Below are 24,669 nucleotides of genomic sequence, written 5' to 3'. Positions count from 1 at the left end.
AGGGCCCACAACAGCGGCCATTGAAGCAGAACCGTAGGTCCATCCCGAGCGCGATGGTGTGTACATATGCGACCGCAGCAAACGCCGGTCGCTATGCTACGACAATCGCCGCAAGCCGCGAACCCAAGGTCATTATCTCATCGCGTTACCAGTTATTAGGATCAGACATATTGCCAGAAGGACCAAAGTCATTCTTTGGATTGTACCCGGAATCATGCAGATTCCGCATATGCATCTCGTGGTCACTGAGGTTGGCATTGAGACTGGCATTGGCATTGAGTAAAGCCGGACTGATCGTAGCGCCCATCACTACGGTGCGATGATGATGGGTCCGGTGTTGTTGAGCTGCTGCTTGTGCATCAGACATTGTAAGAAGAGAAGCAGTTGCGATCACAATGGGAATGACGTTTTTCATGATCACGCTCCTGTGAAATACCAGCTCGTAAAAAAACGACGTGAGGTTAGCGAGCGGATGACATGATTTCTTGGACTTTCGCGCACCGGATAACAAAAAATTCGTACGTAAAAAAACTAACGCCTTGCGCTTTGGGTTGAACGCTACGACCAAAAACGAAAGCTTGCCCAGTATAGATCCGTCACTGCGCTTGAACACGGGATTGACCGGCAGTTGGATCGAATGCTGCATGAATTGAAAAAATGATACCGCGCTTGGTAGTCCGCGATGCAGTTGAGCCACGCATGCTCGTCGCGCTCGGCCAGATGTGCATGATCGATCATCCGCACGCCTGACCTCTTCGCGAACACGGCAAACGCGCAATTGATTTGCCCGACGCGCGCGATGCGCGAAATCCTGTCTAGTGTTGTGACTCTAACGCTTGTTTCGCACGGGCGACTTTTTCGAGGATTTCGCCTGCGGACTTGGTCCAGATGAAGGGCTTTGGATCGGCATTGTGGTTTTCCAGGTATTCCATGATCGCGCTTTTCAGTTCGGCGACATTCTCGAAGGTGCCGCGGCGGATGCGGTTTCGAGTGATCTCGGCAAAGAAGCGCTCCACCATGTTGAGCCAAGAGGCCGAGGTCGGAGTGAAGTGCAAATGGAAGCGTGGATGCGCCTTGAGCCAACGCTTTACGGCCGGCGTTTTGTGGGTCGCATAGTTGTCAACGACCAGATGCAGGTCGAGGCCGGGCGGGGTCTGCTGGTCGATCAGCCTGAGAAAGCGAAGGAACTCACGATGCCGATGGCGTGGCATGCACGTCCCGATCACCTTGCCGTCCAGCATGCTGAGTGCCGCGAACAAGGTCGTAGTGCCGTTGCGCTTGTAGTCGTGGGTCATGGTGCCGGCGCGGCCCTTCTTCATGGGCAGACCGGGCTGGGTACGATCGAGAGCCTGGATTTGGCTCTTTTCATCGACGCAGAGGACCAGCGCCTTGTCCGGCGGATTGAGATAGAGCCCGACCACGTCTTCCACCTTGGCAGCGAAGTTCCTGTCGCGCGAGACTTTGAAGGTGTCGACGAGATGCGGTTTCAGTTCGTGCGCATGCCAGATACGCTGGACGCTGCTGTAGGAGAGGCCCACCGCCTTCGCCATGCTGCGCACGCTCCAATGGGTCGCATTTGGCGGCTTCTCGTGCAGCGTCATGTGCACAACCTGCTTGATCTTTTCGGGCGACAACGGTTTGACGCGCGATGGCCGGGTCGCGTCCTTCAGCAGCCCGTCCACGCCCTTCGCCAAGTAGCGCTGACGCCAGCGGCGCACGGTCAGCAGGCTCTTGCCAACCGCCGCCGCAATCGCCTCCGCCGTCAGTCCATCGCTTGCCAGCAACACGATCCGTGCTCTCCAAACCACCTTCTGCGGCGTGTTCCGGCCCCGGACCAGCCGCTCCAGTCGCTCACGATCGGTCGCGCCGACCGCAATCTGTTCGATCTTCCTCATCGGCGCAGACTTGCAGGTTCGCGCCGATTTGTGAATCGTCTGTCAGTGACGGAACACTAGCCCCCGCGGAAAAAATATTTCTGTTTTTCAGAAGTCTAATCGAGTGTATTGTTCGCGCATCCCGCCTCGATTGAAGAGGGACGATCGCGATCGTCACGAACGTGGGGCGGGATGCGGTGGACGCGAATGCGCTGACTGACGAGCGGCGCCAATCGCGGACGGCGAAGTCGTGTGGTCCTGGCGCGCCGATACAGGCGCCAAGTTGGCGACGATGCTTACGCATCGCGCCGATGACGGTGGCAAACAAGCTGGTTCACCGGGGAGAGCTCGAAGTAAGCCGTAAAACCACTGCGCAGGGAAGGCCGGAGTGTTCTCCGCCTCCACCTGTGGTCTTCGCGCTCTTGCGCGTATTTTTTCGCGCGAGGGCCCACGGGTGCCGGCGGGCACTCGGTCTTCCCTGCGCCCTCTTCTGTGAGGAAGGGCGGCAAAAGTCAAAAGCTCGGACGCGAAAGGCGCCGCGAGAACGCGGAGTCACATCCTCGGCCATTGAAATTGAAAGTGGATGTTACGCACAAAGGCGTCGCACCTTGCTCGTCATGCCCCGGCTCATCCCGGGCATCCAAGCCTTCTCTTGCCAGGAAAACGTCGTGGATGGCCGGGACAAGCCCTGCCATGACGCGAATGGAGAGAGCGTTCGTGTGGCCATGGATTGCTTCGCTTGCGCGCGCAATGACTGAGGAACTGTAAGGTTGAATCGGAATCGTTACGCCCGCACCAGGCCCTCACACCGCCTCGCGTGTGCCCTCGTACAGCCGTGCCAGCAGCGACCTCGGCGTGTCCGAGGGCAGCAAGGTCGCAACCGTCACGGTCGGGTCCGAGCGCGAGCGTCGGCCGTTGGAGGTGTGGCGCATCACGCTGTAAAGGCGCCGTGCGACCGCATGAGCTGCCCGCAAGTCAGTGTCGTTGAGCACAACCAGCACCGAGCCGTCGTGGTGGGCCGCGCCGAAATCGGTCTGCCGCTTGAGGCGGCTGATGATGCGCGCGCCGTCGAGCTGCGCGCGCGGATATCCCGGATTGAAGGCGAAGCGCGCCACCGACAGGCCGCCGCCGCCCGACAGCGTCTGCTCGACGGCCTTGGCAAAATCGCGGGCAAAGGCCGCGCTGGTCAGCAAGCCCGTCTTCGGGTCGAGCAGGCCGTCGGCGTCGATCGCCGCGAGCGTGCGACTCAACTGCGCCTCAAACGCGTGCTGCCGGATCAGCGGCAAGGCCGCGGCGGCAATCTCGGCAGGCTGGCCGAAGATCGTTTCGAGATTGGCGAGATCATAATTGCGCGCCAACGGACCCGAGGTCAGAGCGATGGGCAGATGGCGAAAGCGGGAATCCTCCGACAGCACGGTGAGAAAGGCATCGACCACGCGCGGCGTGAAACCTTCGCTGAGCACGATGCCGTCGATGTCGCGGTTGTTGAGATGGTTCGCGGCCGCCTCGATGCTGAGCGCGCCGACCACGCCCATGCGCTCGCCGAGCGCGACCGAAAGGGCAGGGTAGTTGCCGCCGCGGCCGATCAGGAGCGCGGTGGCGTCACGCACGGAATCGATCTCGGGCAAAGGCTGTTGCGTCGCATCGTCCTCGAGCCTGCGCAGCACGGTCGCGTGCAGGGCGCGAATGCGCAAGGCCGCGGAAAGCCGCGCGACCAGGCGGTCCGGGTTGGCTTCGCTACGCCAGAGCGGAAGGGCGTTGTCCGGCAGCGCGGTCACCGGATTGAGCGCGATCAGCGGAACGTAGGGCTTTCGCGCGCCGACCAGGCTCGCCAGCGCCTCGAATTGGGGCTGGGGCAGATTGGCCGCAGCGACCACGACGGCGGCCGGCTGCACCTCGCGAACCGCGCGGGGCGCTTCCGCAAAATTGGCATCGATCAGCGGAAACAATTTTGCGTCGTCGAGCGCGCGGGCAAAAGAGGGACGCCCCGCACTCGATACGATCAGAATCGGACCCTGCTGGGACATCGACAAACCCGCGACTCGGCAAAGCGTGCTGGAGCCGCGGATCCTAATGTGCGGGCCTTAATGCACTGTCAACGGAACCGCAACCGCTGGTCTTCAGGCCGGCGCGGTGCGGTCGCGAAATGCTTCCACCATCAATGGGTTGAGGCCGAGTTCGGTCAGGGCCTCGCGGGCGCGGGCGTTGTCCTGGGCTCTTCCGGCCAGGCGATGGCCGCTCAGGCGATCGGGCAGGGCCGTGAGCAGCGCCCCTTGTCCGAGCCGTTTCGACCACTCCTGCAAATCCTGCGACAGGAAACGATAGCCGCCGACCGGCATGATGCCCGATGGCGGCGCCGTGACGCAGATGGCGCCGCTTTGCCGGTCGATCCGCGCGGCATATTCGGTATCGACATAATCGCGCGGCGGTTGCGCGACCAGCGAGTCGGTTGGCGGCGGGGGCGGTGCGTAGGCCGCGACCGTCACCATCGGGCCGCGCAGCCCGAGCGTGCCCTTGGGCGTCAACAGGATTTCGCCGGCGATCGAGTGGCCCGCGAGTTCGCGCCGCGCGCCGTGCAATCCCGGCTTGATGGGGGCGGGCGTGCCCTCCTCGGTGCGCCGTGCCCCGAACAGTCCGGCCTCGCCAAACAGGTACACGTCCGTCATGGACGCCTGCTGAGCCGTCCAGGCGGGACTGGAGGCCACCTGTTCCGGGGCGCGCCAGAGGCCGATCACACGGCGCAGGCTCGGCAGCCGGCTTGCAAGGTCGAGCTCGTCCAGCCGCAAGGCCAATTGGGCCGGCGCGATCAGCGTGTCGCAGCGATGCGCGGTGATCTGTTGCTCCAGCACATCGCCATCGAAGGGATGGTGCAGGGCCAGCGTGGCCCCCGACAGCAGCCAGGTCACCATCGACGCGGCAAGTCCGGCGAAGGAGCCGGGCGCGAAGGCCGACATGATGATCGCGCCCTGGGGCACATCGCTTTCCAGGGAGATCGCGAGCCCGCCCGCGATCAGGCTGAAATGCGGACGGGGGACGGCGCGAAACCCGTCCGCGGTCATATCGAAGGAAATGATTGCCGCCTTGCGGCCGTCCTGGATGGCGGTGCGCGTCGGCATGGCGTCCCGCGCCATCGCCTGGTCGAACGAGGCCATGCCCTCCGGCAGGTCGCTGCCGAAGCCGCAGACATGCCGGATCGAAAACACCTCGGCGGCGGCGTTCATGGCGAGGTCGGAATGCAGCACGCCGTCGATCCTGCTGGTGGTGACGATGGCGCGCGCGCTGGTGCGGTTGAGCGCCGCGACCAGATCGGCCTGCCGCCACAATTGCGGGAGCAACGCGACCACAAGGCCGGCTCGGTGGGCGGCGAGCACCGTCAGCATGAACTCGATCGTATTGGGGAGCTGGACCGCGATCACCGAATGGCTCGGCAGTCCCGCCTCGGTGAAATGGGCCGCCAGCGCCGAAATCGCGCGATCCGCCTCCGCATAGGTCAGGGCTCTCGGCGCCTGACCGGTGATGCGCTGCTTATTCGGCGGATCGATCAGCGCCAGCGTCTCGGGCTTTCGTGCCAGAATGCGCTGGAACAGCACGTCGAGGGTCGGCGAAGCGTTGATCTGGTTCACGTGATCCGGCTCACTTGGCTGACCAGGGCGTGGGGCTCATTTCGCAGGGGCGTCTGGTGCTTGATGCTGCCACCAGCTCTCCGGCAGGTAGCCAAAGAGCGAGGTGGCCGCTGGACGTTCTATCCGATTCCAGCGCGCAATCCATTGCTCCCCGGCATTGAGCACGGGAATTGCGTAAAAGCCGGACATCAGGGCCCGGTCCAGCGCGCGCACGGCCGAGATGAAATCGTCATGCCCGCGCGCGGCCAGCAGCGCCGCGATCATGGCGTCGATCGCGGGGTCCTTGGCGCCCATGTAGTTGCGGGTGCCCTTGATGTCCGCGGCCTGGCTGCCCCAATAGAACGACTGTTCATTGCCGGGGGACAGCGACTGGTCCCAACGGTTCTGGATCATGTCGAAATCGAAGTCGAGGCGACGCTGGTCGAACTGCACGGGGTCGACGAGGCGAACCTTCGCCTCGATGCCGGCGCGCTTGACGTTGCCGGCGAACGCCAACGCGATGCGCTCCTGGTCGCGGGTGGTGACGAGGATCTCGAAGCTCAGCGGCGCCTTGGTCTGGCGTTGCCGCAGGACGGTGCCGTCGAGATCGTAACCGGCCTCCGACAGCAGCCTGAGCGCGCTGCGCAGGCTTTCGCGGTCTCGCCCCGAACCGTCGGTGACCGGCAGGCGGTAGCTGCCGTCGAGAATGTCGGGCGCGATCCGGGCCGCGAACGGCTTCAAGAGCTCGCGCTCGCGCGGATCGGCGGGGCGCTCATAGGCGGACAATTCGGAGCCGGCAAAAAAGCCGGCCTTGCGCGAATAGAGTCCAAAGAAGTAATTGCGATTGACCCACTCGAAATCGAACAGCAGCGTCAGCGCTCTGCGCACCCTGATGTCCGAGAACACCGGGCGGCGGGTGTTGAACACCAGAAATTCCGAAGGCTCGGGCAGGCCGGTCTTGATCGTGTCGCGGATCACCTTGCCGCTGCGTGCGGCCGGAAAATCATAGCCGTCGTGCCAGCGCAGCGGCTCCGTCTCCACGCGAAAGTCATAGAGGCCGCGCTTGAACGCTTCGAACTGGCTGTTGGCCTCGCGGTAGAAGTCGAGCTTGATCTCATCGAAATTGTACAGCCCGCGGTTGACGGGCAGATCGCGGCCCCAATAGTCGGGATTGCGGGTGAGGGTGACGGAGGTGCCCGGCTTGACCTCGGTGACGCGATAGGGACCGGAACCGACTGGCGCCTTCAACGTGGTTTCCTCAAATGTGGCGATGTCGATCGCATGCCGCGGCAGGATCGGCATCAGGCCGAGGATCAGCGGCAGTTCGCGATCGTTGGCGCCGGCGAGATCGAATCGCACCGTGAGCGGGTCAAGCGCTTCGGCCTTGGCGACCTTGGCGTAATATTGCCGGTGATTGGGGCGGCCGTGGTCGCGCAACAGCGCCCAGGAAAACAGCACGTCGTCGGCAGTGACCGGCTGCCCGTCAGAAAAGCGCGCATGCGGGTCGAGATGGAAGGTGACATAGTCCCGGGCGTCATCCGTCTCCACCGATTTGGCGAGCAGGCCATAGAGCGTGAAGGCTTCGTCATTGCCGCGCGCCATCAGGCTTTCGACCACATAGCCGCGGATCTGCTGCGCTGCGAGACCTTTGACGATCAGAGGATTGAGGCTGTCGAAAGTTCCGAGCAGTCCCCAGGTGAGTCTTCCGCCCTTTGGCGCGTCGGGATTGACGTAGGGCATATGATTGAAGCCGGGCGGCAGGGCCGGAGCGCCGTGCATGGCGATCGCATCGCTTTCCGCTGCCGCGAGCGGCGCGGGAATTGCAAGCGCGAGGCCAATGCCCAGCGCAAGCGCGAGGCCGGCGACGTTGCGCTTAGGCCTAAAAGCTAACCCGGGAACGTAGGGAATTGATTCGGAATAGCTCACTGGCAGGTTCTAGCATAGCGCATCGCAACAGGTGTGTGACAGCCATCAAAAGCCATCAAACACGCTTGCCGGCATTGATCTTTTGGCTCGCCCCTGTATGAAGGCGAGCGATTGAGACTGGCTGCTGACGTGTCACGTATCCGCCTCAATTGACTAGGAGACAGCCGCGCGAGACGGCGAGGTGCTAGCGCCTCCGGCGGTTTCGGGCACTCCCGTTCAGAAAGGGTTTTCCGCAATGAATTTCCGCTATTTGGCCGCGTCGGTCGGGCCGCGTGGGCGGCTACTCGCCTTGCTGGCGGCAACCGCGCTGTCTGTTCCGTTTGTGCCTTACGCCCACGCCCAGGCCCCGGCCCCCGCGCCGGGTGCGAAGAAGGCGGCACCGAAGGCGGCCCCCCATGCGCCGGCTCCGGCTGCTCAGGCGCCCGCGGCTCAGCCCGCCCCCGGCGCTCAGGCCCAGCAGCAGCCGGCCCAGGGTCAGCAGCCGGCCGACCAGCAGATCCAGCTCATCTATGCGCCATGGACGAAGTTCTGCCTGAAGGGCCAGGACGCCAATGCCAAGCAGGTCTGCTTCACCGGCAAGGACGGCCGCATCGAGTCCGGTCAGCCGGTGATCGCCGCCGTGATCATCGAGCCGGAAGGGGAGCCCAAGAAGATCCTCCGCGTGACGCTGCCGCTCGGCATGCAGCTCCAGCACGGTACCCGCATCATCGTCGACAACAACCCGCCGCAGCAGAGCCCCTACGTGATCTGCTTCGCCAACGGCTGTATGTCCGATTACGAGGCGACCCCGGAACTGATCAACAACATGAAGAAGGGCCAGAACCTGGTGGTTCAGGCGATCAATGCCAACGGCGCGCCGCTGACGCTGCCGCTGCCGCTCGGCGAATTCGCCAAGGCCTATGACGGCCCGCCGACCGATCCGAAGGTGTTCGAGGAAACCCAGAAGAAGCTGCAGGAAGAGTTACAGAAGCGCGCCGAAGAGACGCGCAAGAAGCTCGAGCAGACCCAGCCGCAGCAGCAGCAACAGCCGGCCGGCGGCCCGGCACCCAGCGCGGCTGCCAAATAGCGGCGGCGCGAGCCATAAATTGATCCGAAAAAAGGCGCTTCTGGAAGGGAGCGCCTTTTCATTCAGGATTCTCTTGAGCTTACGGGACGTATTTCACGCGCCGAATTAGTTCAACGAGGGATTGCGAGGCCGGTAGCCGCCGGATTTGTCCTTGATGAAGATCTCGGAGACCTGCGAATGGCGGATCGGCTCCCCGGAATCGTCGGGCAAAAGGTTCTGCTCGGAAACATAGGCCACGTATTCGGTTTCCGAGTTCTCGGCGAGCAGATGGTAGAACGGTTGGTCCTTGCGCGGGCGCATCTCCTCCGCGATCGACAGCCACCATTCCTCGGTGTTGTTGAATTCCGGATCGACGTCAAAAATCACCCCACGGAACGAAAAGATCCGGTGGCGCACGATCTGACCGATCTGGAACTTGGCGGTTCGCGCTTTGATCATTCCCTGTCGATAGACCATGACGGGCGGGGATGCTAGTGCCCAAGGGCCCGAATTAACCCATTGTAACAGCCCCGGGGCGGGGCGGCCTGCCGAAATCCCTCCGAAATGACCGACATTCTCAACCTGGCCGTTCCGTATTTCGGCCTGATCTTCATCGGCTATGCCTGTGGCAAAGCCAAGAGCCTGCCTGAGGCCGGCCTTGCCTGGATGAATTTCTTCCTGCTTTACGTCTCGCTGCCGGCACTGCTGTTCGTCATCACCTCCAAGACGCCCTTTGCGGAGCTGAACAATCCGCCGTTCCTGATCGCGACCACCTTGGGCACGATGACGGCGTTTGTCCTCGCCTTGCTGATTGGGCGGTTTGCCGGCGGCCTCTCATTGCGTGAAGCGACGCTAGCCGGGCTTTCCGGAGGCTACGGGAACATCGGCTATATGGGCCCGGGACTCGCGCTTGCGGTGCTCGGCGCGAAGGCGGCGGCGCCGACGGCACTGATCTTTTGCTGCGACAGCATCTTCCTGTTCACGATCGTGCCGCTGTTGATCGAATTGACCGACCGCGATCACCCATCCGTGCTGCACGCGCTGGGTCTTGTGGTGCGGCAAATCACGCTCAATCCGCTCATCGTGTCGGCCGCCGCCGGCGCGCTGGCGGCTGCCTTCCACATCCGCTTGCCTGTTGCGATCGACAACACGCTTCTGTTCCTGCAGAACGCCGCGGCGCCCACAGCCCTTTTCGTGCTGGGCGTGACGGTGGCGCTGCGCTCGTTCAGGCGAGTCCCCTGGGAAGTGCCGGGCGTGATCGCGATCAAGCTCTTGATCCATCCGCTCGCGGCGTTTGCCTTGATGCTGCTGTTCGGGCCGTTCGCGCAGCCCTGGGCCGCGGTTGCGGTGCTGATGGCCTCGCTGCCGCCTGCGCTGAATGTGTTCGTGATCGCGCGGCAAAACGAGGCCTGGATTGAGCAGGCGTCCGTCGCCGTGCTGATCGGAACTTTTGCGTCCGTCGTCACGCTCACCAGCGTGATGTGGTTCATCCAGAGCGGCCGGCTGACCTTCCCGTAGGCGTTCGCGGTCTTGCGCGAAAGGCGTGCCAGGACGGCGCCAGCCCCTCGCGCATGGCGAGCCGTCGCAGCGGGCCGATCGAGCCGATCAGATGCAGGCCGGCGGCGCGGAGCGACTGCATCGGCAGGAAATCGCTGAGCAGCGAACGGTTCGCAACGTCGATGACAAAGGTACGGCTCAAGACGTCGGCACGCCGCGCGAAATCGTAGCGCTGCAGCACCTCCGACGCGCCGGGATCCTTGCCGGCAAGCACCGCCTCACCCACGAGGTCGGCAATGTCGGAGGCATCACGCAGGCCCAGATTGAGCCCCTGTGCCCCAATCGGGGGGATCACATGCGCGGCTTCCCCGACCAGCACGATGCGTTCGTGCGCAAATTGCTTCGGCCGCTCGATCGCCAGCGGAAAGACGTGCCGGCCCGCTTCGACCCGAACGCTGCCGAAGATCGAATGCGATTGCCTTTCCGCGGCCTCCGACAACTCGCTGTCGGTCAGCGCCAGCAGTCGCTCGGCCTCCCGGGGCGAGGTGACCCACACGATACTGCAGCGGTTTCCCGGCAAGGGTACGAAGACGCAGGGGCCGTGAGATGTGTGAAACTCGGTTGAAGCGTTACGGTGTGGCCGGGCATGGGCGATGTTGAATGTAAGGGCGGCCTGGTTCAACTCGCGTTTGGCAACCGCGATTCCAGCCGCCTCGCGGCAGAGCGAATGCCGTCCGTCGGCGCCCACCACGAGCCGCGCCGAGAGCGAGGCGCCGTGCGTCGTGAGGATCGCAACCTCCGCGTCATTCGAAAGCACCGTTTCGGCTTCGTCATCGAGCCGCATCAGGCCCGCGATTTCGGTGGCCCGTTGTTCCAGCGCCGCGACCAGGACACGGTTTTCAATGTTGTAGCCGAACGCCTCAAGGCCAATTTCGCCTGCGGAAAAGCACACCTCTGGCGCGCGGATCAGCCGCGCGGTGTCATCGACCAGTCGCATTTCGACCAGCGGCGCCGCCTGGTCGCGGCAGCGCTCCCAGACGCCGAGGCTCGTGAGAAAGTCGATGGAGCCGCCAAGCAGGGCGGTGGTGCGATTGTCCGCGTAAGGTGTGCGGCGGGCGATCAGCAACGTGTTGCTGCCGGCCTGGGCCAGCGCAATCGCCGCGGAAAGCCCGGCAGGGCCGCCACCAACCACGGCAACATCGTAGGTCACTGGAGCGTTACTCATGACCCGACAATTCACCCTTCGGGCGACATTTTCAAGATCGCCGGTCCCGCGCCTCTCTTCCCGTTGCAATAACGCGGCGGAAGGCCGCAAGGTCCGGTGTGCAAAACCCTCCGATTCCTGATAGCACTGCGCCGGCCATGATGGAGCAAGTTAGCCAGCCGGATATGCCGCACGCCGCGCCGGGCGCCCGGGCCGCCGCGTTCTCTGTGCATGTCTTGACCGCGCTCGGCGCCGGCGTCGCATTGCTGGCACTGCTGGAGGCGGTGCGCGAGCACTGGGCCGCGATGTTTTTCTGGCTTGGCGCGGCGCTGATCATCGACGGGGCCGACGGTCCGCTCGCAAGGCGACTGGACGTGGTGCGATTGCAGCCAAACTGGTCGGGCGACGTGCTCGATCTCGTGGTCGATTTCGTCACCTACGTCTTTGTGCCGGCCTATGCCATTACGGCCGGCGGACTGCTGTTGCCGCTGGCCGCTCCGCTGCTGGGCGTCGGGATCACCGTGTCGGGCGCGCTCTACTTCGCCGATCGCCGCATGAAGGGGGTGGATAACCATTTTCGCGGCTTTCCCGGGCTATGGAATCTGGCCGCGTTCTACCTGTTTCTGCTGCATTGGCCGCCGGCGCTGTCGAGCATCGTCGTGCTCGTCCTGATCGCGGCGACCTTTCTGCCCTTCCACGTCTTGCATCCGGTTCGGACGCTTCGGCTGCGCTGGCTGACACTGGCGTTGATCGTGCTCTGGGCCGTGCTTTCCCTGCATGTGCTGCTTAGGGATTTCGACGTGGGAACGCCGGTCGTCATAGCTTTGTGCGCGATCGCGGCCTACGTCGTCGCCAGCGACGCCGCAATCCGTTTCCTGAGATCCTTGAAGTCATGATCCAACTGCTACTCAGCCCGGAGGCCTGGGCGGCACTGTTGACGTTGACGGCGCTCGAGATCGTGCTTGGCATCGACAACGTCATCTTCATCTCCGTGATCGTGTCGCGCATCCAGGAGCCGCTGGCGAGGCGCGCCCGCCAAATCGGACTCGCACTGGCGCTGTTATTCCGGATTTTGCTCCTCAGTCTCCTGGTCTGGCTGATCGGTTTGACCGAGGCTGTGCTGACCGTGCGCGACGTGGCGTTTTCCTGGCGCGATATCATTCTGATCGGCGGCGGATTGTTTTTGATCGCTAAGGCGACTCACGAGATCCATGGCGAGGTCGAGGGCGAGGAGGAAGCGCACGCCAAGGGGCAGGGCGCAAGCGCGTTCGTCTGGGTGATTGCGCAGATCGTCGTGATCGACATCGTGTTCTCGCTCGACTCCATCATCACGGCCATCGGCATGGCGCAGGACCTCGCCATCATGATCGCGGCGGTGGTGATCGCCTGTATCATCATGTATGCCTCCTCAGGCCCGATCGCCCGCTTCGTCGCGAACCATCCGACCACCAAAATGCTGGCGCTCGCGTTTTTGGTCTTGATCGGCGTCGCGCTGGTCGCGGACGGATTCCACTTCCACATCCCGCGCGGCTACATCTATTTCGCGATTGCCTTCTCGGCCGCGGTGGAATTCTTCAACATGCTCGCGAGGCGCAACCGAAGAGCGGGCGGCTGATGCGCATCCTGCGACCGTCGAGTTGACAAGACGGGTGCGATGGCATTCGTTTCATTTTTGGCAGATCACCAGGGGAGGTGAGTGATGGTCAAGGCCGTGCGCGTGCACAAGGTGGGCGGGCCGGAAACGCTGGTCTATGAGGCCATCGACGTGCCGGCCCCGGCCGCCGGCGAGGTGCGCATCCGCCAGCACGCGGTTGGTCTGAACTTCATCGACACTTACTACCGCACCGGACTCTACAAGGCTCCGGGATTGCCATTCATCGCTGGCAACGAAGCCGCGGGCGAAGTGGTCGCCGTCGGCCCTGGCGTGACGCATTTTCATCCCGGCGATCGCGTCGCCTATTACACCAACCTCGGCGGCTATACGAGCGAGCGCAACATTGCATGGGACAAGCTGGTCAAGCTGCCCGACCATATCACCTACGAGCAGGGCGCCGTCTTGATGCTGAAGGGCCTGACGGTCTGGTACCTCCTGCACAAGACGTTCAAGGTCGAACAGCATCACCGGGTGCTGATCCATGCGGCCGCCGGCGGCATCGGGTTGCTCGCCTGCCAATGGGCGCGCGCGAAGGGCGCGCATGTGATCGGCACCGTGGGATCGAAGGCGAAGGCGGAGCTTGCGCTCGCGAGCGGCTGCGACCACGTGATCCTCTACAACGAGGAGGATTTCGTGGCGCGCGTGAAGCAGATCAGCCGCAACGAACTGTGTGATGTCGTCTATGACGGCGTCGGTAAGGCGACCTTTCCCGGCTCGCTGTCCTGTTTGAAACGGCGCGGCTTGTTCGTCAGCTTCGGCAACGCCTCAGGACCCGTGCCCCCCTTTGCGATCGCCGAGTTGAACAATCACGGCTCGCTGTTTGCGACGCGCCCAAAACTGAACGACTATATCGGCACACGCAAGGAATTGCTTGAGGGGGCCGATACGCTGTTCGCCGCCGTCATCAACGGCACACTGCACGTCCCCATCAATCACGCTTATGCGCTGAAGGACGCGGCCAAGGCCCATATCGATCTGGAGAGCCGCGCGACGACAGGGGCTTCGATCCTGAAGCCGTAGCCGCTCTGTCGCGATGGGCCGTATTCGTCGCGGGCCGTGGTGCCATGCTATGCAGCGGTGCTCCATTCAAATGGCTCATCCAGGCCTGCGGCTTCGGGAAGTCCCAGCATCAGATTGAGATTCTGCACCGCTGCGCCTGACGCGCCCTTGCCGAGATTATCGAGCACGGCCACGAGCCTGGCTTGCCCGAGCTTATTCGAGCCGAACACGTAAAGCTTCAATTTGTTGGTCCCGTTCAAGCCCTCAGGCGCAAGCGTCGTGACGGATGCCGCTTCGTCCAGTGTCGCCACTTCGACAAAATGCTCGCCGGCATAGGCCTTGGCCAAAGTGGCGTGAAGATCGGCAAGCGCCGGCTTGGCCGGCAGCGCATAAAGAGGGAGCGGCACTTCGACGATCATGCCCTGGGCGTAACGGCCCACCGCCGGCGCAAACAGCGGGGCATGATCGAGCCCGCCATGCGACCTCATCTCGGGCACATGTTTATGGGCCAGAGACAGCGCGTAAACGCGATAGGGAACATGCGTGAACGCGGGCGAGGCTTCGTCTTCGAATTCTTCGATCATCTTGCGGCCACCGCCGGTGTAGCCGGAGACGGCGTTGACGGTGACCGGCCAACTGCGTGGCAACAGGCCGGCATCCACCAGCGGCCGCACCAGCGCTATGAAACCGGTCGGATAGCAACCAGGATTGGCCACAAAGCGCGCCTTCGCAATCGCCTCGCGCTGTCCCTTTGCCATTTCCGGAAAGCCGTAGGCCCAGCCGTCCAGGGTCCTGTGCGCGGTCGAGGCGTCGATCACGCGAACAGCCTTGTTTTCGATCAGGCTCATGGCCTCGCGCGCCGCATCGTCCGGCAGACAGAGAATGGCGACGTCGGCGCCGTTGAGCATCTCCTTTCGCGCCTGCGGGTCCTTCCGCCCCGCCGAGTCGATCGAGATGAGCTCGACATCGGTCCGACCGAGCAATCTCTGGCGGATTTGCAGGCCCGTCGTTCCGGCCTCGCCATCGATGAAGACTTTCGCTGCCATGTTCGTATGTCCCAATTTCCTTCGCTACGCCACCCGCCTCGCGGCTCCGGCCTTGGTCAGCATCGTGTCGAGCTGATCGGTCATCTGCAAGATCTCCTCCCGCGTGACATTGAGCGCGGGCATGAAGCGCAACGTGTCCGGCCGCGGCGAGTTGAGCAATAACCCGCCTTCAAGCGCCTGCGCTACGAGCGCGGCACCAATCGGCAGTTTCAGATCGAGCGCGAGCAAGAGGCCGCGCCCGCGCACCTCGCCGAGGCCGTGCCGCGCCGATAGGCGCTGCAATTCAGCTTCCAGGAACAGCCCCGTATCGGCCACCGATTTCAGGAACGCCGGCCGGCTGACCTCCGCGAGGACCGCAAGGCCCGCTGCGCACATCAGCGAATTGCCATTGAATGTGCCGCCCTGGTCGCCATGCTCGAAACAGGAGGCGCGTTCGGTGGCGAGCAGGGCCGCGAGCGGCGCGCCTCCGCCGATGCCCTTGCCGAGCGTCATGATGTCGGGCGTGATCTCCGCATGCTCGTAATGGAAGAGCTTTCCGGTGCGGCCCATGCCGGTCTGGATCTCGTCGAAGATCAAAAGCAGCCCGTGATCCTGCGTCAATGTCCGCAAATCCTTCAAGAATTGGTCGGTCGCCGGCCGCACGCCGGCTTCGCCCTGGATCGGCTCCAGCATCACGCCGACGGTGTTCTTGTTGATCAGTTCGCGGACGGAGGTGATGTCATTGAACCGCGCCTTGGAGAAACCCTTGACCTTGGGTTCGAACAGCGGCTCGAAGGCCTTCTTGCCGGAGGCCGACATGGTCGCCAGCGTCCGGCCATGAAAGCCGCCTTCAAAGGTGATGATTTCGAACGCGCCGCCCTTATGCAAGGCGCCGTATTTGCGCGCGAGCTTGATGGCGCCTTCATTGGCTTCCGCGCCCGAATTGGCGAAGAACACCTGGTCGAAGCAGCTCTTCTCGACCAGCGCCTTGGCGAGTTCGAGGCTTGCCGCGTTGTAATAGGCAGGGCTCGCCGTGATCAGGGTTTTCGCCTGGCTCGCGATCGCTTGCGCCACGACAGGCGGCGAATGTCCGAGGCAGTTCACCGCCCAGCCCTGAATGAAATCCAGGTAGCGCTTGCCGGTATCATCCCACAGCCAAGACCCGTCGCCGCGCACGAACACCTTCTTCGGGCGCGCGGTGATGTCCATCAGCGCATCAAACGGATGGGCGACGTTGGTCATGTCCGATGTCTCCTGCAGTGTGGGATCAAACGTGGGGCCGAAATGCAGAGAAGGCCGCAACTTCCTGGGTTGCGGCCTTCTCGAAAACCTTAGAGCTGATGATCTATTCAGCGCTGGCGTCGGACATGGCGCAACCCGTCATCGTCACGGCGGTGACGACGGAAAGCTGCGCGGCGCTGGGTCCGAGTGAAGATCATGGCGCGTGCCCTTACCGCCGAAGGGCATGGGTGTCAAGCAGCCCGGAAACCGGGACGTTCCTGGTCGGACGCGGGAGGCTCGTACCAGATGGTCACAACAATGCAGGGAGTGGTCCCGTCGCCCGACTTCTTGGCGATGGCCGTGACCACGGTCTCGGATTTGATGATGCTCGCCGAACCGAGCTTCTCCAGCCAGGCGTTGATCTGCTCTTCGATCACGCTCGGGCTGATATCCATAAAGATCTTGACCTTCAGGGGCCTGGGCATCGCATGTCCTCCTGCAGCATTACATCAAGCCAGGATACCATCAGCGCCAAGGGGCGGGGGCTCAAAAGCCCGCGACGCTGCCGTGCAAATCGTATTCGTCCGAGCGGTCGATCTTCGCCGTGACGAGTTCGCCGACGCGCAGCGGGCGGCGGCTTGAGAGATAGACCGAGCCATCAATCTCCGGCGCGTCGGCCTTTGAACGACCCTTCGCCACCGTCGGCCCAATCTCGTCGATGATGACCTGCTGCCGCGTGCCGACCTTGCGCTTGAGCCGGCGCGCGGAGATCTTTTGCTGGCGCGCCATCAGCGCGTTCCAGCGCTCCTGTTTGACCTCGTCGGGCACGGGATTGGGCAGCGCATTCGACGTCGCACCGGCCACGGGCTCGTATTTGAAGCAGCCGACGCGATCGAGCTCGGCCTCATCAAGCCAATCCAGCAGATAGGCGAAATCCGATTCGGTCTCGCCGGGGAAGCCGACGATGAAGGTCGAGCGCAGGGCGAGTTCCGGACATTGCGCACGCCATTTTGCGATTCGCGACAGCGTCTTGTCCTGCGCCGCCGGACGCCGCATCGCCTTCAGGATTTCCGGACTTGCGTGCTGGAAGGGAATGTCGAGATAGGGCAGCACCTTGCCTTCGGCCATCAGCGGGATGACCTCGTCGACATGGGGGTAGGGATAAACGTATTGCAGCCGCACCCAAGCACCGAGTTCGCCGAGCTCGCGTGCAAGATCGACGAATTTGGCGCGGACCTCGCGGTCCTTCCACGGGCTTGCCTCATAGCGCAGGTCGACGCCGTAGGCCGAGGTGTCTTGCGAAATGACCAGGAGCTCCTTGACGCCCGCGCCGACCAGCCGCTCCGCCTCGCGTAGCACGTCGCTGGCAGGCCGCGACACCAGATCGCCGCGCAATTTCGGGATGATGCAGAAGCTGCAGCGGTTGTTGCAGCCTTCGGAGATCTTCAGATAAGCGTAGTGCCGCGGCGTCAATTTGATGCCTTGCGGCGGCACCAGGTCGAGATGGGGATTGTGCAGCGGCGGCAGCGCGCGGTGCACGGCATCCAAGACGGTCTCATACTGTTGCGGTCCCGTGATCGAGAGCACGCCGGGATAGGCGGTTTCGATCGCTTCCGGTTCCGCGCCCATGCAGCCAGTGACGATGACCTTGCCGTTCTCGGCCATAGCCTCGCCGATGGCGGCAAGCGATTCCTGCTTGGCGCTGTCCAGGAACCCGCAGGTATTGACGATGACGATGTCAGCGCCATCATGCTTGCGGGCGAGCTCATAGCCTTCCGCACGCAGGCGCGTGATGATCCGCTCGGAGTCCACGAGCGCCTTGGGACAGCCGAGGCTGGTAAACGATATGCGCGGGGCTGGCTTCATGAGCGTCCCGAAAGACCACATTGGTTGTCTTTTAGGCAACCAAGCGAAACAAAGCTAATTCTTGGCGCGGAGGCCTGCTGCATCGTCCAAATCTGCCTGATTGATGGCCGTGAGCTAGTCCTAATTGCTCACAAAGACAAGGCTTCAAGCCGGAATTTGCCGTGCTATGCATACGGGTTCGAAGACGAGTGATCGATGACCGCCGAGCAGCCGCCCAAAGCTGAGCAGTCGCCCAAAATTGTGATTGTCGACGAAAGCCCGATCCGTGCCGCGATCCTGGAGGAGGGGCTGCGCGAAGCGGGCTACAGCAGCGTCGTGCGGATCAGCGAAATGCAGAGCCTGCTCGCCCGCATCTACGCGCTCGACCCTGACATCATCGTCATCGACCTGGAAAACCCCAGTCGCGACATCCTGGAGCAGATGTTCCAGGTCAGCCGGGCAGTGCGCCGGCCGATCGCCATGTTCGTGGACCAGAGCGACGCCGCCTCGATCCAGGCCTCCGTGGATGCCGGCGTGTCCGCCTATATCGTCGACGGGCTGAAAAAAGAGCGGATCAAGCCGATCCTCGATCTGTGCGTCTCCCGCTTCAATGCGTTCGCCAAGCTGCAGGACGAGCTCGACCGCACCAAATCCGCGCTGGAAGAGCGTAAGGTGATCGACCGCGCCAAGGGTATCCTGATGAAATTGAAGGGGCTCACGGAGGAAGAGGCCTATGTCCTGATGCGCTCCACCGCGATGCGCGAGAAGAAAAAGATCGGCGAGATCGCGCAGTCGATCCTGACCGCATCGGAGCTCCTGAAATGACCACGCCCCTTCATATCGGCTTCATTCCGCTGGTCGATGCCGCAGCCCTCATCGTTGCCGTCGACAAGGGATTCGCCAAAGCCGAAGGGCTCGACGTCAACCTGGTGCGGGAGGTGTCGTGGTCCAATGTCCGCGACAAGCTCAATATCGGGCTGTTCGATGCCGCCCACTTGCTTGCGCCGGTCGCGATCGCCTCGAGCTTAGGGCTCGGCCATGTCAAGGTCCCGATCGTCGCACCCTTCAACCTCGGCATCAACGGTAACGCGATCACCGTCTCGGCGGCGCTGCACGCCGCGATGATGGCTGAGATCGATGGCGACCGCTTCGATCCGATGGCGACGGCGCGGGCGCTGGCGCGCGTGGTGGCCGCAAGGCGCAAAAGCGGGGCCGAGCCCCTGACCTTCGCCATGACCTTCCCGTTCTCCACCCACAATTTTCAATTGCGGTTCTGGATGGCGGCGGGTGGGGTCGATCCCGACGAGGATGTGCGGTTGGTGGTGCTGCCGCCGCCTTTCATGGTGGAAAGCCTCGAGAGCGGGCATGTCGACGGCTTCTGTGTGGGTGCGCCGTGGAATTCAATCGCGGTCGATCACGGCGTCGGCCACATCCTGCATTTTGTCGCGGACATCCTGGTGCACGCCACCGAAAAGGTGCTCGCGATCCGGCAGGGCTGGGCCGAGAAAAATCCGGATACGGTCGCGCGCCTGGTCCGCGCCGCGTCCCGTGCCGCCGACTTCATCGAGCAGCCGGCAAACCGCGCCGAGGCCGCGCGAATCCTGGCACAGCCGGACCGCATCGGCGTGGACGCGGAAGTGATCCAACGCACGTTGGACGGCCGCCTGAAGATTTCGCCCGATGGCACCTTCCGCGAGAACAGCCGCTATCTCCTGGTGGGGCGCGAAGCCGCGGGCCGGCCGGATCCGGCGCAGGCGGCTTGGCTCTACTCTCAAATGGTGCGCTGGGCACAAGCCCGGTTCAGCCCGGATGCCCTGAGGGCCGCCATGGCCGTGTTCAGGCCGGAGCTTTACGACGCCGCGCTGGGTACGGGGGCGGACGTGGCAGCAAATCGTCCGATTGGGCCATTCGATGGCCCCGCCTTCAATCCGGACGACATGGCGGCCTATTTGGCCGCTTTCAAGATACCGCGCAGCCGCCTGTAATCCGCTCAATCTGATCTGACTAAAGATTAGGCGCTGCAGTTTGCTGCACGCCATTTGAGCTTTTGCCTTCGGAAAAGGCATGGATCGTTATTCATTTGATGCGCCGCAACCGAATTACCTTTTTGATTTAGCAGTATTTTTCTCAGAATGCTGCATTGGCACATAACTTGAATAGAGGTTTGCAAGCCAGCCGCCGGAGATGCCCGCTGGCCCAAGTCCAAGACGGACTTCCGCAGCAACGAGGCTGACCGGATCGTCTCGCAAGTTCAAAAGTGCGCTGGCCCGCACGTCGAAGTTCCGAGCGATCGCACGCCCCTTCACCCGTTGTGACCACGCGCCGCGTGGCTGCTGGAGCATCGCTATGGATTACGCAAAGCCTACCGACGTGATTGCCTCGATGATCGATGCGGGGCTCAAGAAGCTCGCGCTTGGCCCGCGCGACCTGCTCATTCGTGGTGCTCTTTCCGGTGCGTTGCTGGGCGCGGCTACGACGCTTGCATTCACCGGCGCCGTGACCACGGGACAGCCGTTGATCGGCGCGCTGATCTTCCCCGTCAGCCTCGTGATCATCGTGCTACTGGGCCTCGAGCTGGTTACGGGGAGTTTTGCGCTGGTGCCGCTGGCGCGCCTTGAAGGCAAGGCGAGCTGGAACGCGGTGATCGCCAACTGGTCCTGGGTCTTCGTCGCGAATCTGCTTGGCAGCATCGCATTCGGGGTCTTGATCGCGATCTCGCTTACCAACATGGGCAAGGTCGAAGTGACCGGGGTCGCCGCGCGCATCGTTGCGGTCTCCGAGGCCAAGACCATCGCCAACGCGGCGCTCGGTACGGCCGGCATGGTCAGCGTCTTTGTCAAAGGCATTCTTTGCAATTGGCTGGTCTGCCTCGGCGTGGTCATGGCGATGACGTCGACCTCGACGATTGGAAAGATTGCGGCGACCTGGCTTCCGATCTTCCTGTTCTTCGCGCTCGGCTTCGAGCACGCCGTCGTCAATATGTTCGTGATCCCGACGGGCATGCTGCTCGGCGCCAAGGTCAGCGTTTACGACTGGTGGGTTTGGAATCAGATCCCAGTCACGCTCGGCAATCTGTTTGGTGGCTTCGTCTTCACGGGCCTCGCGCTCTACGTGACCTACAAGCCCGCGCAAAAATCCATCTCGGCCGCGCCCGTTGCGGCCCAGACCGCAGCCGAATAAGGGCACGTCAGCATCATGAAGCTCGAAGCAGTTTCCGTCGATTTTACCGACGAGCAGAAGCGTTATCTCGAAGGTTTTGCCACCGGCTTGCAGATCAGCCGGGTCGGCCGTGGACTCGGCGGCGGCGCGGCCGCCGGCAAAGCGAGTGCCGAGCCGACCGGGCCGGACGCCATCCATCTGAAGGCGCAGGACAAGGTCACGGCGTCAGGCAAGAAACTCGCCGACCAGGAGAAGTTCAAGCGTGAGCTGCATCCGTTCGACGCTTACGAGCGGCTGAAAGAGCAGGCGACGAACAACACGCCGCCATCGCCCGCCGACAATTTCCGCTGGCGCTATTACGGCCTGTTCTACGTCGCACCGGCACAGGATTCCTACATGTGCCGGTTGCGCATGCCGAACGGCATCCTCAAGCACTGGCAGTTCGCGGGTCTCGCCGATCTCGCCGAGATCTATGGCGGCGGCTACAGTCATGTCACGACCCGCGCCAACATCCAGATTCGGGAAATTCTGCCTCGGAACAGCGTGGCGCTGATCGAAGGCATCCAGGATCTCGGCCTCTGCTCGCGCGGCTCCGGCGCCGACAACATTCGTAACGTCACGGGCACGCCGACCGCAGGCATCGACCCGCAGGAGCTGATCGACACGCGGCCTTACGCGCGCGAATGGCATTTTCACATCTTGAACGACCGCTCGCTCCATGGCTTGCCGCGCAAATTCAACGTCGCCTTCGACGGCGCCGGCCGCATCGCCGTGCTGGAAGACACCAACGACATCGCGTTTGCCGCCGTGGAAGTGAAGGATGGTTTCGGCATCGATCCCGGCGTGTGGTTTCGCCTCGGGATCGGCGGCATCACCGGCCATAAGGATTTTGCCAAGGAGACCGGCATCATCGTCAAGCCGGAGGAGGCCACGCAGGTGGCGGATGCGATCGTGCGTCTCTTCATCGAGACCGGCGACCGCACCAACCGGCTGAAAGCGCGGCTCAAATATGTGCTCGACAGCATGGGCGTCGACAAGTTCATGGCGGGGGTCGAAGAGAAGCTCGGCCGCAAATTGGTGCGCCTGCCTTCCGAAGCGATCGCGCCCCGGCCGGCGTTCCACCGGATGGCCCATATCGGCGTGCACAAGCAGAAGCAGGACGGCCTGAATTGGATCGGGGTGGTGTTGCCGCTCGGCAAGCTGACTTGCGAGCAGATGCGGGGCTTGGCGAAAACCGCGCAGGACCTCGGCGACGGCGAGATCCGCCTGACCGTGTGGCAGAACCTTTTGATCTCGGGCGTGCGCGATGAGAATGTGGCGCTCGCGACTGCGGCGATCGAAAAGCTTGGCCTCTCGACAAAAGCCTCGCAAATTCGCGCCGGCTTGATCGCCTGCACCGGCAACAAGGGCTGCAAATTTGCGGCTTCCGACACCAAGGGCCACGCTGCCGCGATCGGCGATTGGTGCGAGACGCGCGTCGACATCGAGACGCCAATCAACATCCACCTCACCGGCTGCCATCATTCCTGCGCGCAGCATTACATCAGCGACATCGGTCTGATCGCCGCGAAGGTGCCGACCGGTGAAGGCGAGGGCGACGAGGTGGTCGAGGGCTACCATCTGTTCGCCGGCGGCGGCTTCGGACCGCACGCCGACATCGGCCGCGAGGTCTATCGCGATGTCAAGGCGGTGGATGCGCCAAAGACCGTCGAGAGGCTGTTGAAGGCTTATCTCGCGCATCGGTCTTCACCCGACGAAACGTTCCTTAGCTTTGCCCGCCGCTACGACGGCGAAGCGCTGCGCAAGCTCGCAGATGCGGAGGTCTCCCCATGAACCAGATCACGCCACCGCCGAAGATCGAGATCATTCCGCCGAGCGCGCCGTTCTCCGAGGCGCAGCGTTCCTGGTTGAACGGCTTCCTCGCAGGACTGTTGTCCAACGACGTGGCCGTGCCGCTGTCGCCCGAGCAGGGCGCCGCCATGCTGCAAGCGCCGGCCGCCGCCGAGGACGACGACGACGCGCCGTGGCATGACCAGACCCTGCCGATCGCCGAGCGCATGAAGCTTGCCGAAGGACGCCCGCTGCGGCGGCGCATGATGGCCGCGATGGCGCAGCAGGATTGCGGTCAGTGCGGCTACAATTGCCGCGACTATTCCAATGCGATTGCCGACAAGTCCGAAGCGCGGCTCAATCTCTGCGTCCCCGGCGGTAAGGAAACCGCGCGGATGCTGAAGACGCTCTACGAGGAGCTCGATAAGGCACCAGCCCCAGCAAAGGCGGCCTCTTCGGCCCCCGCAGCGCCTGCAGCTCCCGCCGTGGTCGCCGAGCCTGGCCGCTCCCGCGACAATCCGGCGCCAGCGACCTTCGTCGGGCGCCGGCTTCTCAACAAGAAGGGCTCGGAGAAAGAGACCTATCACATCGATTTCGATCTTTCCGAGTCGGCTCTCGATTACGTCGTGGGCGATTCCTTCGGCGTTTTCGCCAAGAACGATTTGGGCCTGGTCGACCAGATCATCGCGTTGCTGGGGGCCTCCCACACGACCAAGGTCAACGGCAAGACGCTGCGCGAGGCCCTGATCAGCGATGTATCGCTGTCGCCCGCGCCGGATAAGTTGTTCGAGTTGATCTCCTTCATCACCGGCGGCGCCCAGCGGGAAAAGGCCCGCGCGCTGGCACAAGGCGAGGACCCCGACGGCGATGCGGCGACGCTCGACGTGATGGCGGCCCTGCAGAAATTTTCCGGCGTCCGTCCGCATCCCGAGGCGTTTGTGGAAGCGCTGGAGCCGCTGCAGCCGCGGCTCTATTCGATCTCGTCATCGCACAATGCAACGCCCGGAAAACTGTCGCTCACCGTCGATTGCGTGCGCTATGTCGTCGGCAAGCGCCGGCGTCTCGGCCTCGCCTCGACGTTCCTTGCCGAGCGCATCAATCCCGGCGAGAAGCTGAACGTGTATGTGCAGAAGGCGCACGGCTTTGGCCTGCCGCAGGATCCGAAAACGCCGATCATCATGGTCGGGCCAGGCACAGGGATTGCGCCGTTCCGCGCCTTCCTGCTCGATCGCAAGGCGACCGGCGCCACGGGGAAGAACTGGTTGTTCTTCGGACATCAGCGCAGCGATTACGACTTCTTCTATGCCGATGAGCTCAACGCGATGAAGACGTCAGGTCTGTTGACGCGGCTGTCGCTCGCCTGGTCGCGCGATGGTGCGAAGAAGTTCTACGTGCAGGACCGGATGCGGGAAGTCGGCCGCGAACTGTGGACCTGGCTCGCCGAAGGCGCGCATCTCTATATCTGCGGCGACGCTAAGCGGATGGCGAAGGACGTCGAGCGCGCGCTGGTCGATATCGTCGCCCAGTTCGGCGCCCGCTCAACCGACGAAGCCGTGGCCTTCGTCGCGGAACTCAAGAAGAAAGGCCGCTTCCAGCAGGACGTGTACTGAGCGGCGTCTTTCGAGCGGTTCCAATTTCACGCAATCGTAACGAAGAAAATTCTCATAACGACTGCTTGCGGAGAAATTTGGACTGGGAACGAGCTCCACGGCAGTGGCCGCATCGCTCTTTGGTCGCCGCTCTTGCAACGGCCGGCGGATGCTATTTGATGGCGCGCGATGGGGCGTT

Annotated in this window: 21 protein-coding genes; 10 read left to right on the top strand and 11 right to left on the bottom strand. The window is 63.1% G+C overall.

All coding sequences use genetic code 11. The annotated features are described in order from the left end of the window. Positions 1-145: 145 nt before the first annotated feature. The 5 genes from P6U23_RS20970 to P6U23_RS20950 form a co-directional block, all read right to left on the bottom strand. Positions 146-697 carry a hypothetical protein gene (locus P6U23_RS20970; protein WP_407174503.1) on the bottom strand — a complete coding sequence of 184 codons (552 nt, stop codon included), beginning with the start codon at positions 695-697 and terminating at the stop codon, positions 146-148. A 118-nt stretch (positions 698-815) separates the two neighbouring features. Next, complete coding sequence (locus P6U23_RS20965) at positions 816-1,895, bottom strand: IS630 family transposase (RefSeq protein WP_407174502.1); 1,080 nt, start codon at positions 1,893-1,895, stop codon at positions 816-818. Positions 1,896-2,677: 782 nt separating this feature from the next. Continuing rightward, positions 2,678-3,901: a GGDEF domain-containing protein gene (locus P6U23_RS20960; RefSeq protein WP_407174501.1), complete on the bottom strand. Its 1,224-nt coding sequence runs from the start codon at positions 3,899-3,901 to the stop codon at positions 2,678-2,680. A 93-nt stretch (positions 3,902-3,994) separates the two neighbouring features. Further along, on the bottom strand, positions 3,995-5,497 hold the full coding sequence (locus P6U23_RS20955) for an AMP-binding protein (protein ID WP_407174500.1): 1,503 nt from the start codon (positions 5,495-5,497) through the stop codon (positions 3,995-3,997). Positions 5,498-5,533: 36 nt separating this feature from the next. Continuing rightward, positions 5,534-7,321: an extracellular solute-binding protein gene (locus tag P6U23_RS20950; protein WP_407181531.1), complete on the bottom strand. Its 1,788-nt coding sequence runs from the start codon at positions 7,319-7,321 to the stop codon at positions 5,534-5,536. Positions 7,322-7,637: 316 nt separating this feature from the next. Here P6U23_RS20950 and P6U23_RS20945 point away from each other — a divergent pair, with 316 nt between their 5' ends. Further along, a complete protein-coding gene (locus P6U23_RS20945; RefSeq protein ID WP_407174499.1) occupies positions 7,638-8,468 on the top strand; it encodes an invasion associated locus B family protein in 831 nt (276 codons plus the stop codon). A 105-nt stretch (positions 8,469-8,573) separates the two neighbouring features. Here the strand turns inward: P6U23_RS20945 and hspQ are convergent, their stop codons facing one another. Next, entirely contained in the window at positions 8,574-8,906 is a 333-nt protein-coding gene (gene hspQ / locus P6U23_RS20940) for a heat shock protein HspQ (protein ID WP_024513238.1), read from the bottom strand. A gap of 105 nt (positions 8,907-9,011) precedes the next feature. On the opposite strand from hspQ, the gene P6U23_RS20935 reads away from it, so the two are divergent. Then, a complete protein-coding gene (locus P6U23_RS20935) occupies positions 9,012-9,965 on the top strand; it encodes an AEC family transporter (RefSeq protein WP_407174498.1) in 954 nt (317 codons plus the stop codon). Here P6U23_RS20935 and P6U23_RS20930 read toward each other — a convergent pair. After that, positions 9,934-11,169: a UbiH/UbiF family hydroxylase gene (locus P6U23_RS20930; RefSeq protein WP_407174497.1), complete on the bottom strand. Its 1,236-nt coding sequence runs from the start codon at positions 11,167-11,169 to the stop codon at positions 9,934-9,936. The genes P6U23_RS20935 and P6U23_RS20930 overlap by 32 nt on opposite strands. A gap of 140 nt (positions 11,170-11,309) precedes the next feature. On the opposite strand from P6U23_RS20930, the gene pcsA reads away from it, so the two are divergent. The 3 genes from pcsA (at position 11,310) to P6U23_RS20915 (ending at position 13,822) form a co-directional block, all read left to right on the top strand. Further along, positions 11,310-12,044, top strand: a complete 735-nt coding sequence (gene pcsA / locus P6U23_RS20925) for a phosphatidylcholine synthase (protein WP_407181530.1) — start codon at positions 11,310-11,312, stop codon at positions 12,042-12,044. Further along, positions 12,041-12,763, top strand: a complete 723-nt coding sequence (locus tag P6U23_RS20920) for a TerC family protein (RefSeq protein ID WP_407174496.1) — start codon at positions 12,041-12,043, stop codon at positions 12,761-12,763. The genes pcsA and P6U23_RS20920 overlap by 4 nt, the downstream gene beginning before the upstream one ends. An 84-nt stretch (positions 12,764-12,847) precedes the next feature. Next, positions 12,848-13,822, top strand: a complete 975-nt coding sequence (locus P6U23_RS20915) for a quinone oxidoreductase family protein (RefSeq protein WP_407174495.1) — start codon at positions 12,848-12,850, stop codon at positions 13,820-13,822. A 47-nt stretch (positions 13,823-13,869) separates the two neighbouring features. Here the strand turns inward: P6U23_RS20915 and argC are convergent, their stop codons facing one another. The 4 genes from argC to rimO all read right to left on the bottom strand — a co-directional run bounded on the left by argC (position 13,870) and on the right by rimO (position 17,913). Beyond that, positions 13,870-14,847: an N-acetyl-gamma-glutamyl-phosphate reductase gene (gene argC / locus P6U23_RS20910; protein ID WP_407174494.1), complete on the bottom strand. Its 978-nt coding sequence runs from the start codon at positions 14,845-14,847 to the stop codon at positions 13,870-13,872. A 24-nt stretch (positions 14,848-14,871) separates the two neighbouring features. Continuing rightward, positions 14,872-16,068, bottom strand: coding sequence for an acetylornithine transaminase (locus P6U23_RS20905; protein ID WP_407174493.1), 1,197 nt, complete (start codon positions 16,066-16,068; stop codon positions 14,872-14,874). A 230-nt stretch (positions 16,069-16,298) separates the two neighbouring features. Continuing rightward, a complete protein-coding gene (locus P6U23_RS20900) occupies positions 16,299-16,532 on the bottom strand; it encodes a hypothetical protein (protein ID WP_407174491.1) in 234 nt (77 codons plus the stop codon). A 61-nt stretch (positions 16,533-16,593) separates the two neighbouring features. Next, positions 16,594-17,913, bottom strand: coding sequence for a 30S ribosomal protein S12 methylthiotransferase RimO (rimO, locus tag P6U23_RS20895; protein WP_407174489.1), 1,320 nt, complete (start codon positions 17,911-17,913; stop codon positions 16,594-16,596). 195 nt (positions 17,914-18,108) lie between these two features. Between rimO and P6U23_RS20890 the strand changes: the two genes are divergently transcribed. The 5 genes from P6U23_RS20890 to P6U23_RS20870 all read left to right on the top strand — a co-directional run bounded on the left by P6U23_RS20890 (position 18,109) and on the right by P6U23_RS20870 (position 24,491). After that, a complete protein-coding gene (locus P6U23_RS20890; protein ID WP_024511055.1) occupies positions 18,109-18,717 on the top strand; it encodes an ANTAR domain-containing response regulator in 609 nt (202 codons plus the stop codon). Then, the gene (locus P6U23_RS20885) at positions 18,714-19,877 is read left to right on the top strand and encodes a CmpA/NrtA family ABC transporter substrate-binding protein (protein WP_407174486.1); all 1,164 of its coding nucleotides are present in this window, start codon (positions 18,714-18,716) and stop codon (positions 19,875-19,877) included. The genes P6U23_RS20890 and P6U23_RS20885 overlap by 4 nt, the downstream gene beginning before the upstream one ends. Before the next feature lie 361 nt (positions 19,878-20,238). Next, positions 20,239-21,072, top strand: coding sequence for a formate/nitrite transporter family protein (locus tag P6U23_RS20880; protein WP_407174484.1), 834 nt, complete (start codon positions 20,239-20,241; stop codon positions 21,070-21,072). Positions 21,073-21,087: 15 nt separating this feature from the next. After that, a complete protein-coding gene (locus P6U23_RS20875; protein ID WP_407174482.1) occupies positions 21,088-22,884 on the top strand; it encodes a NirA family protein in 1,797 nt (598 codons plus the stop codon). Continuing rightward, positions 22,881-24,491 carry a sulfite reductase subunit alpha gene (locus tag P6U23_RS20870; RefSeq protein WP_407174480.1) on the top strand — a complete coding sequence of 537 codons (1,611 nt, stop codon included), beginning with the start codon at positions 22,881-22,883 and terminating at the stop codon, positions 24,489-24,491. Before P6U23_RS20875 ends, P6U23_RS20870 begins: the two co-directional genes overlap by 4 nt. Positions 24,492-24,669: the final 178 nt, after the last annotated feature.

This window comes from Bradyrhizobium sp. STM 3562 (assembly GCF_045571435.1).
Classification (GTDB): domain Bacteria; phylum Pseudomonadota; class Alphaproteobacteria; order Rhizobiales; family Xanthobacteraceae; genus Bradyrhizobium.
The sequence above is the reverse complement of the archived record's forward strand: the minus strand, read 5'-3'. Positions and strand labels throughout refer to the sequence as shown.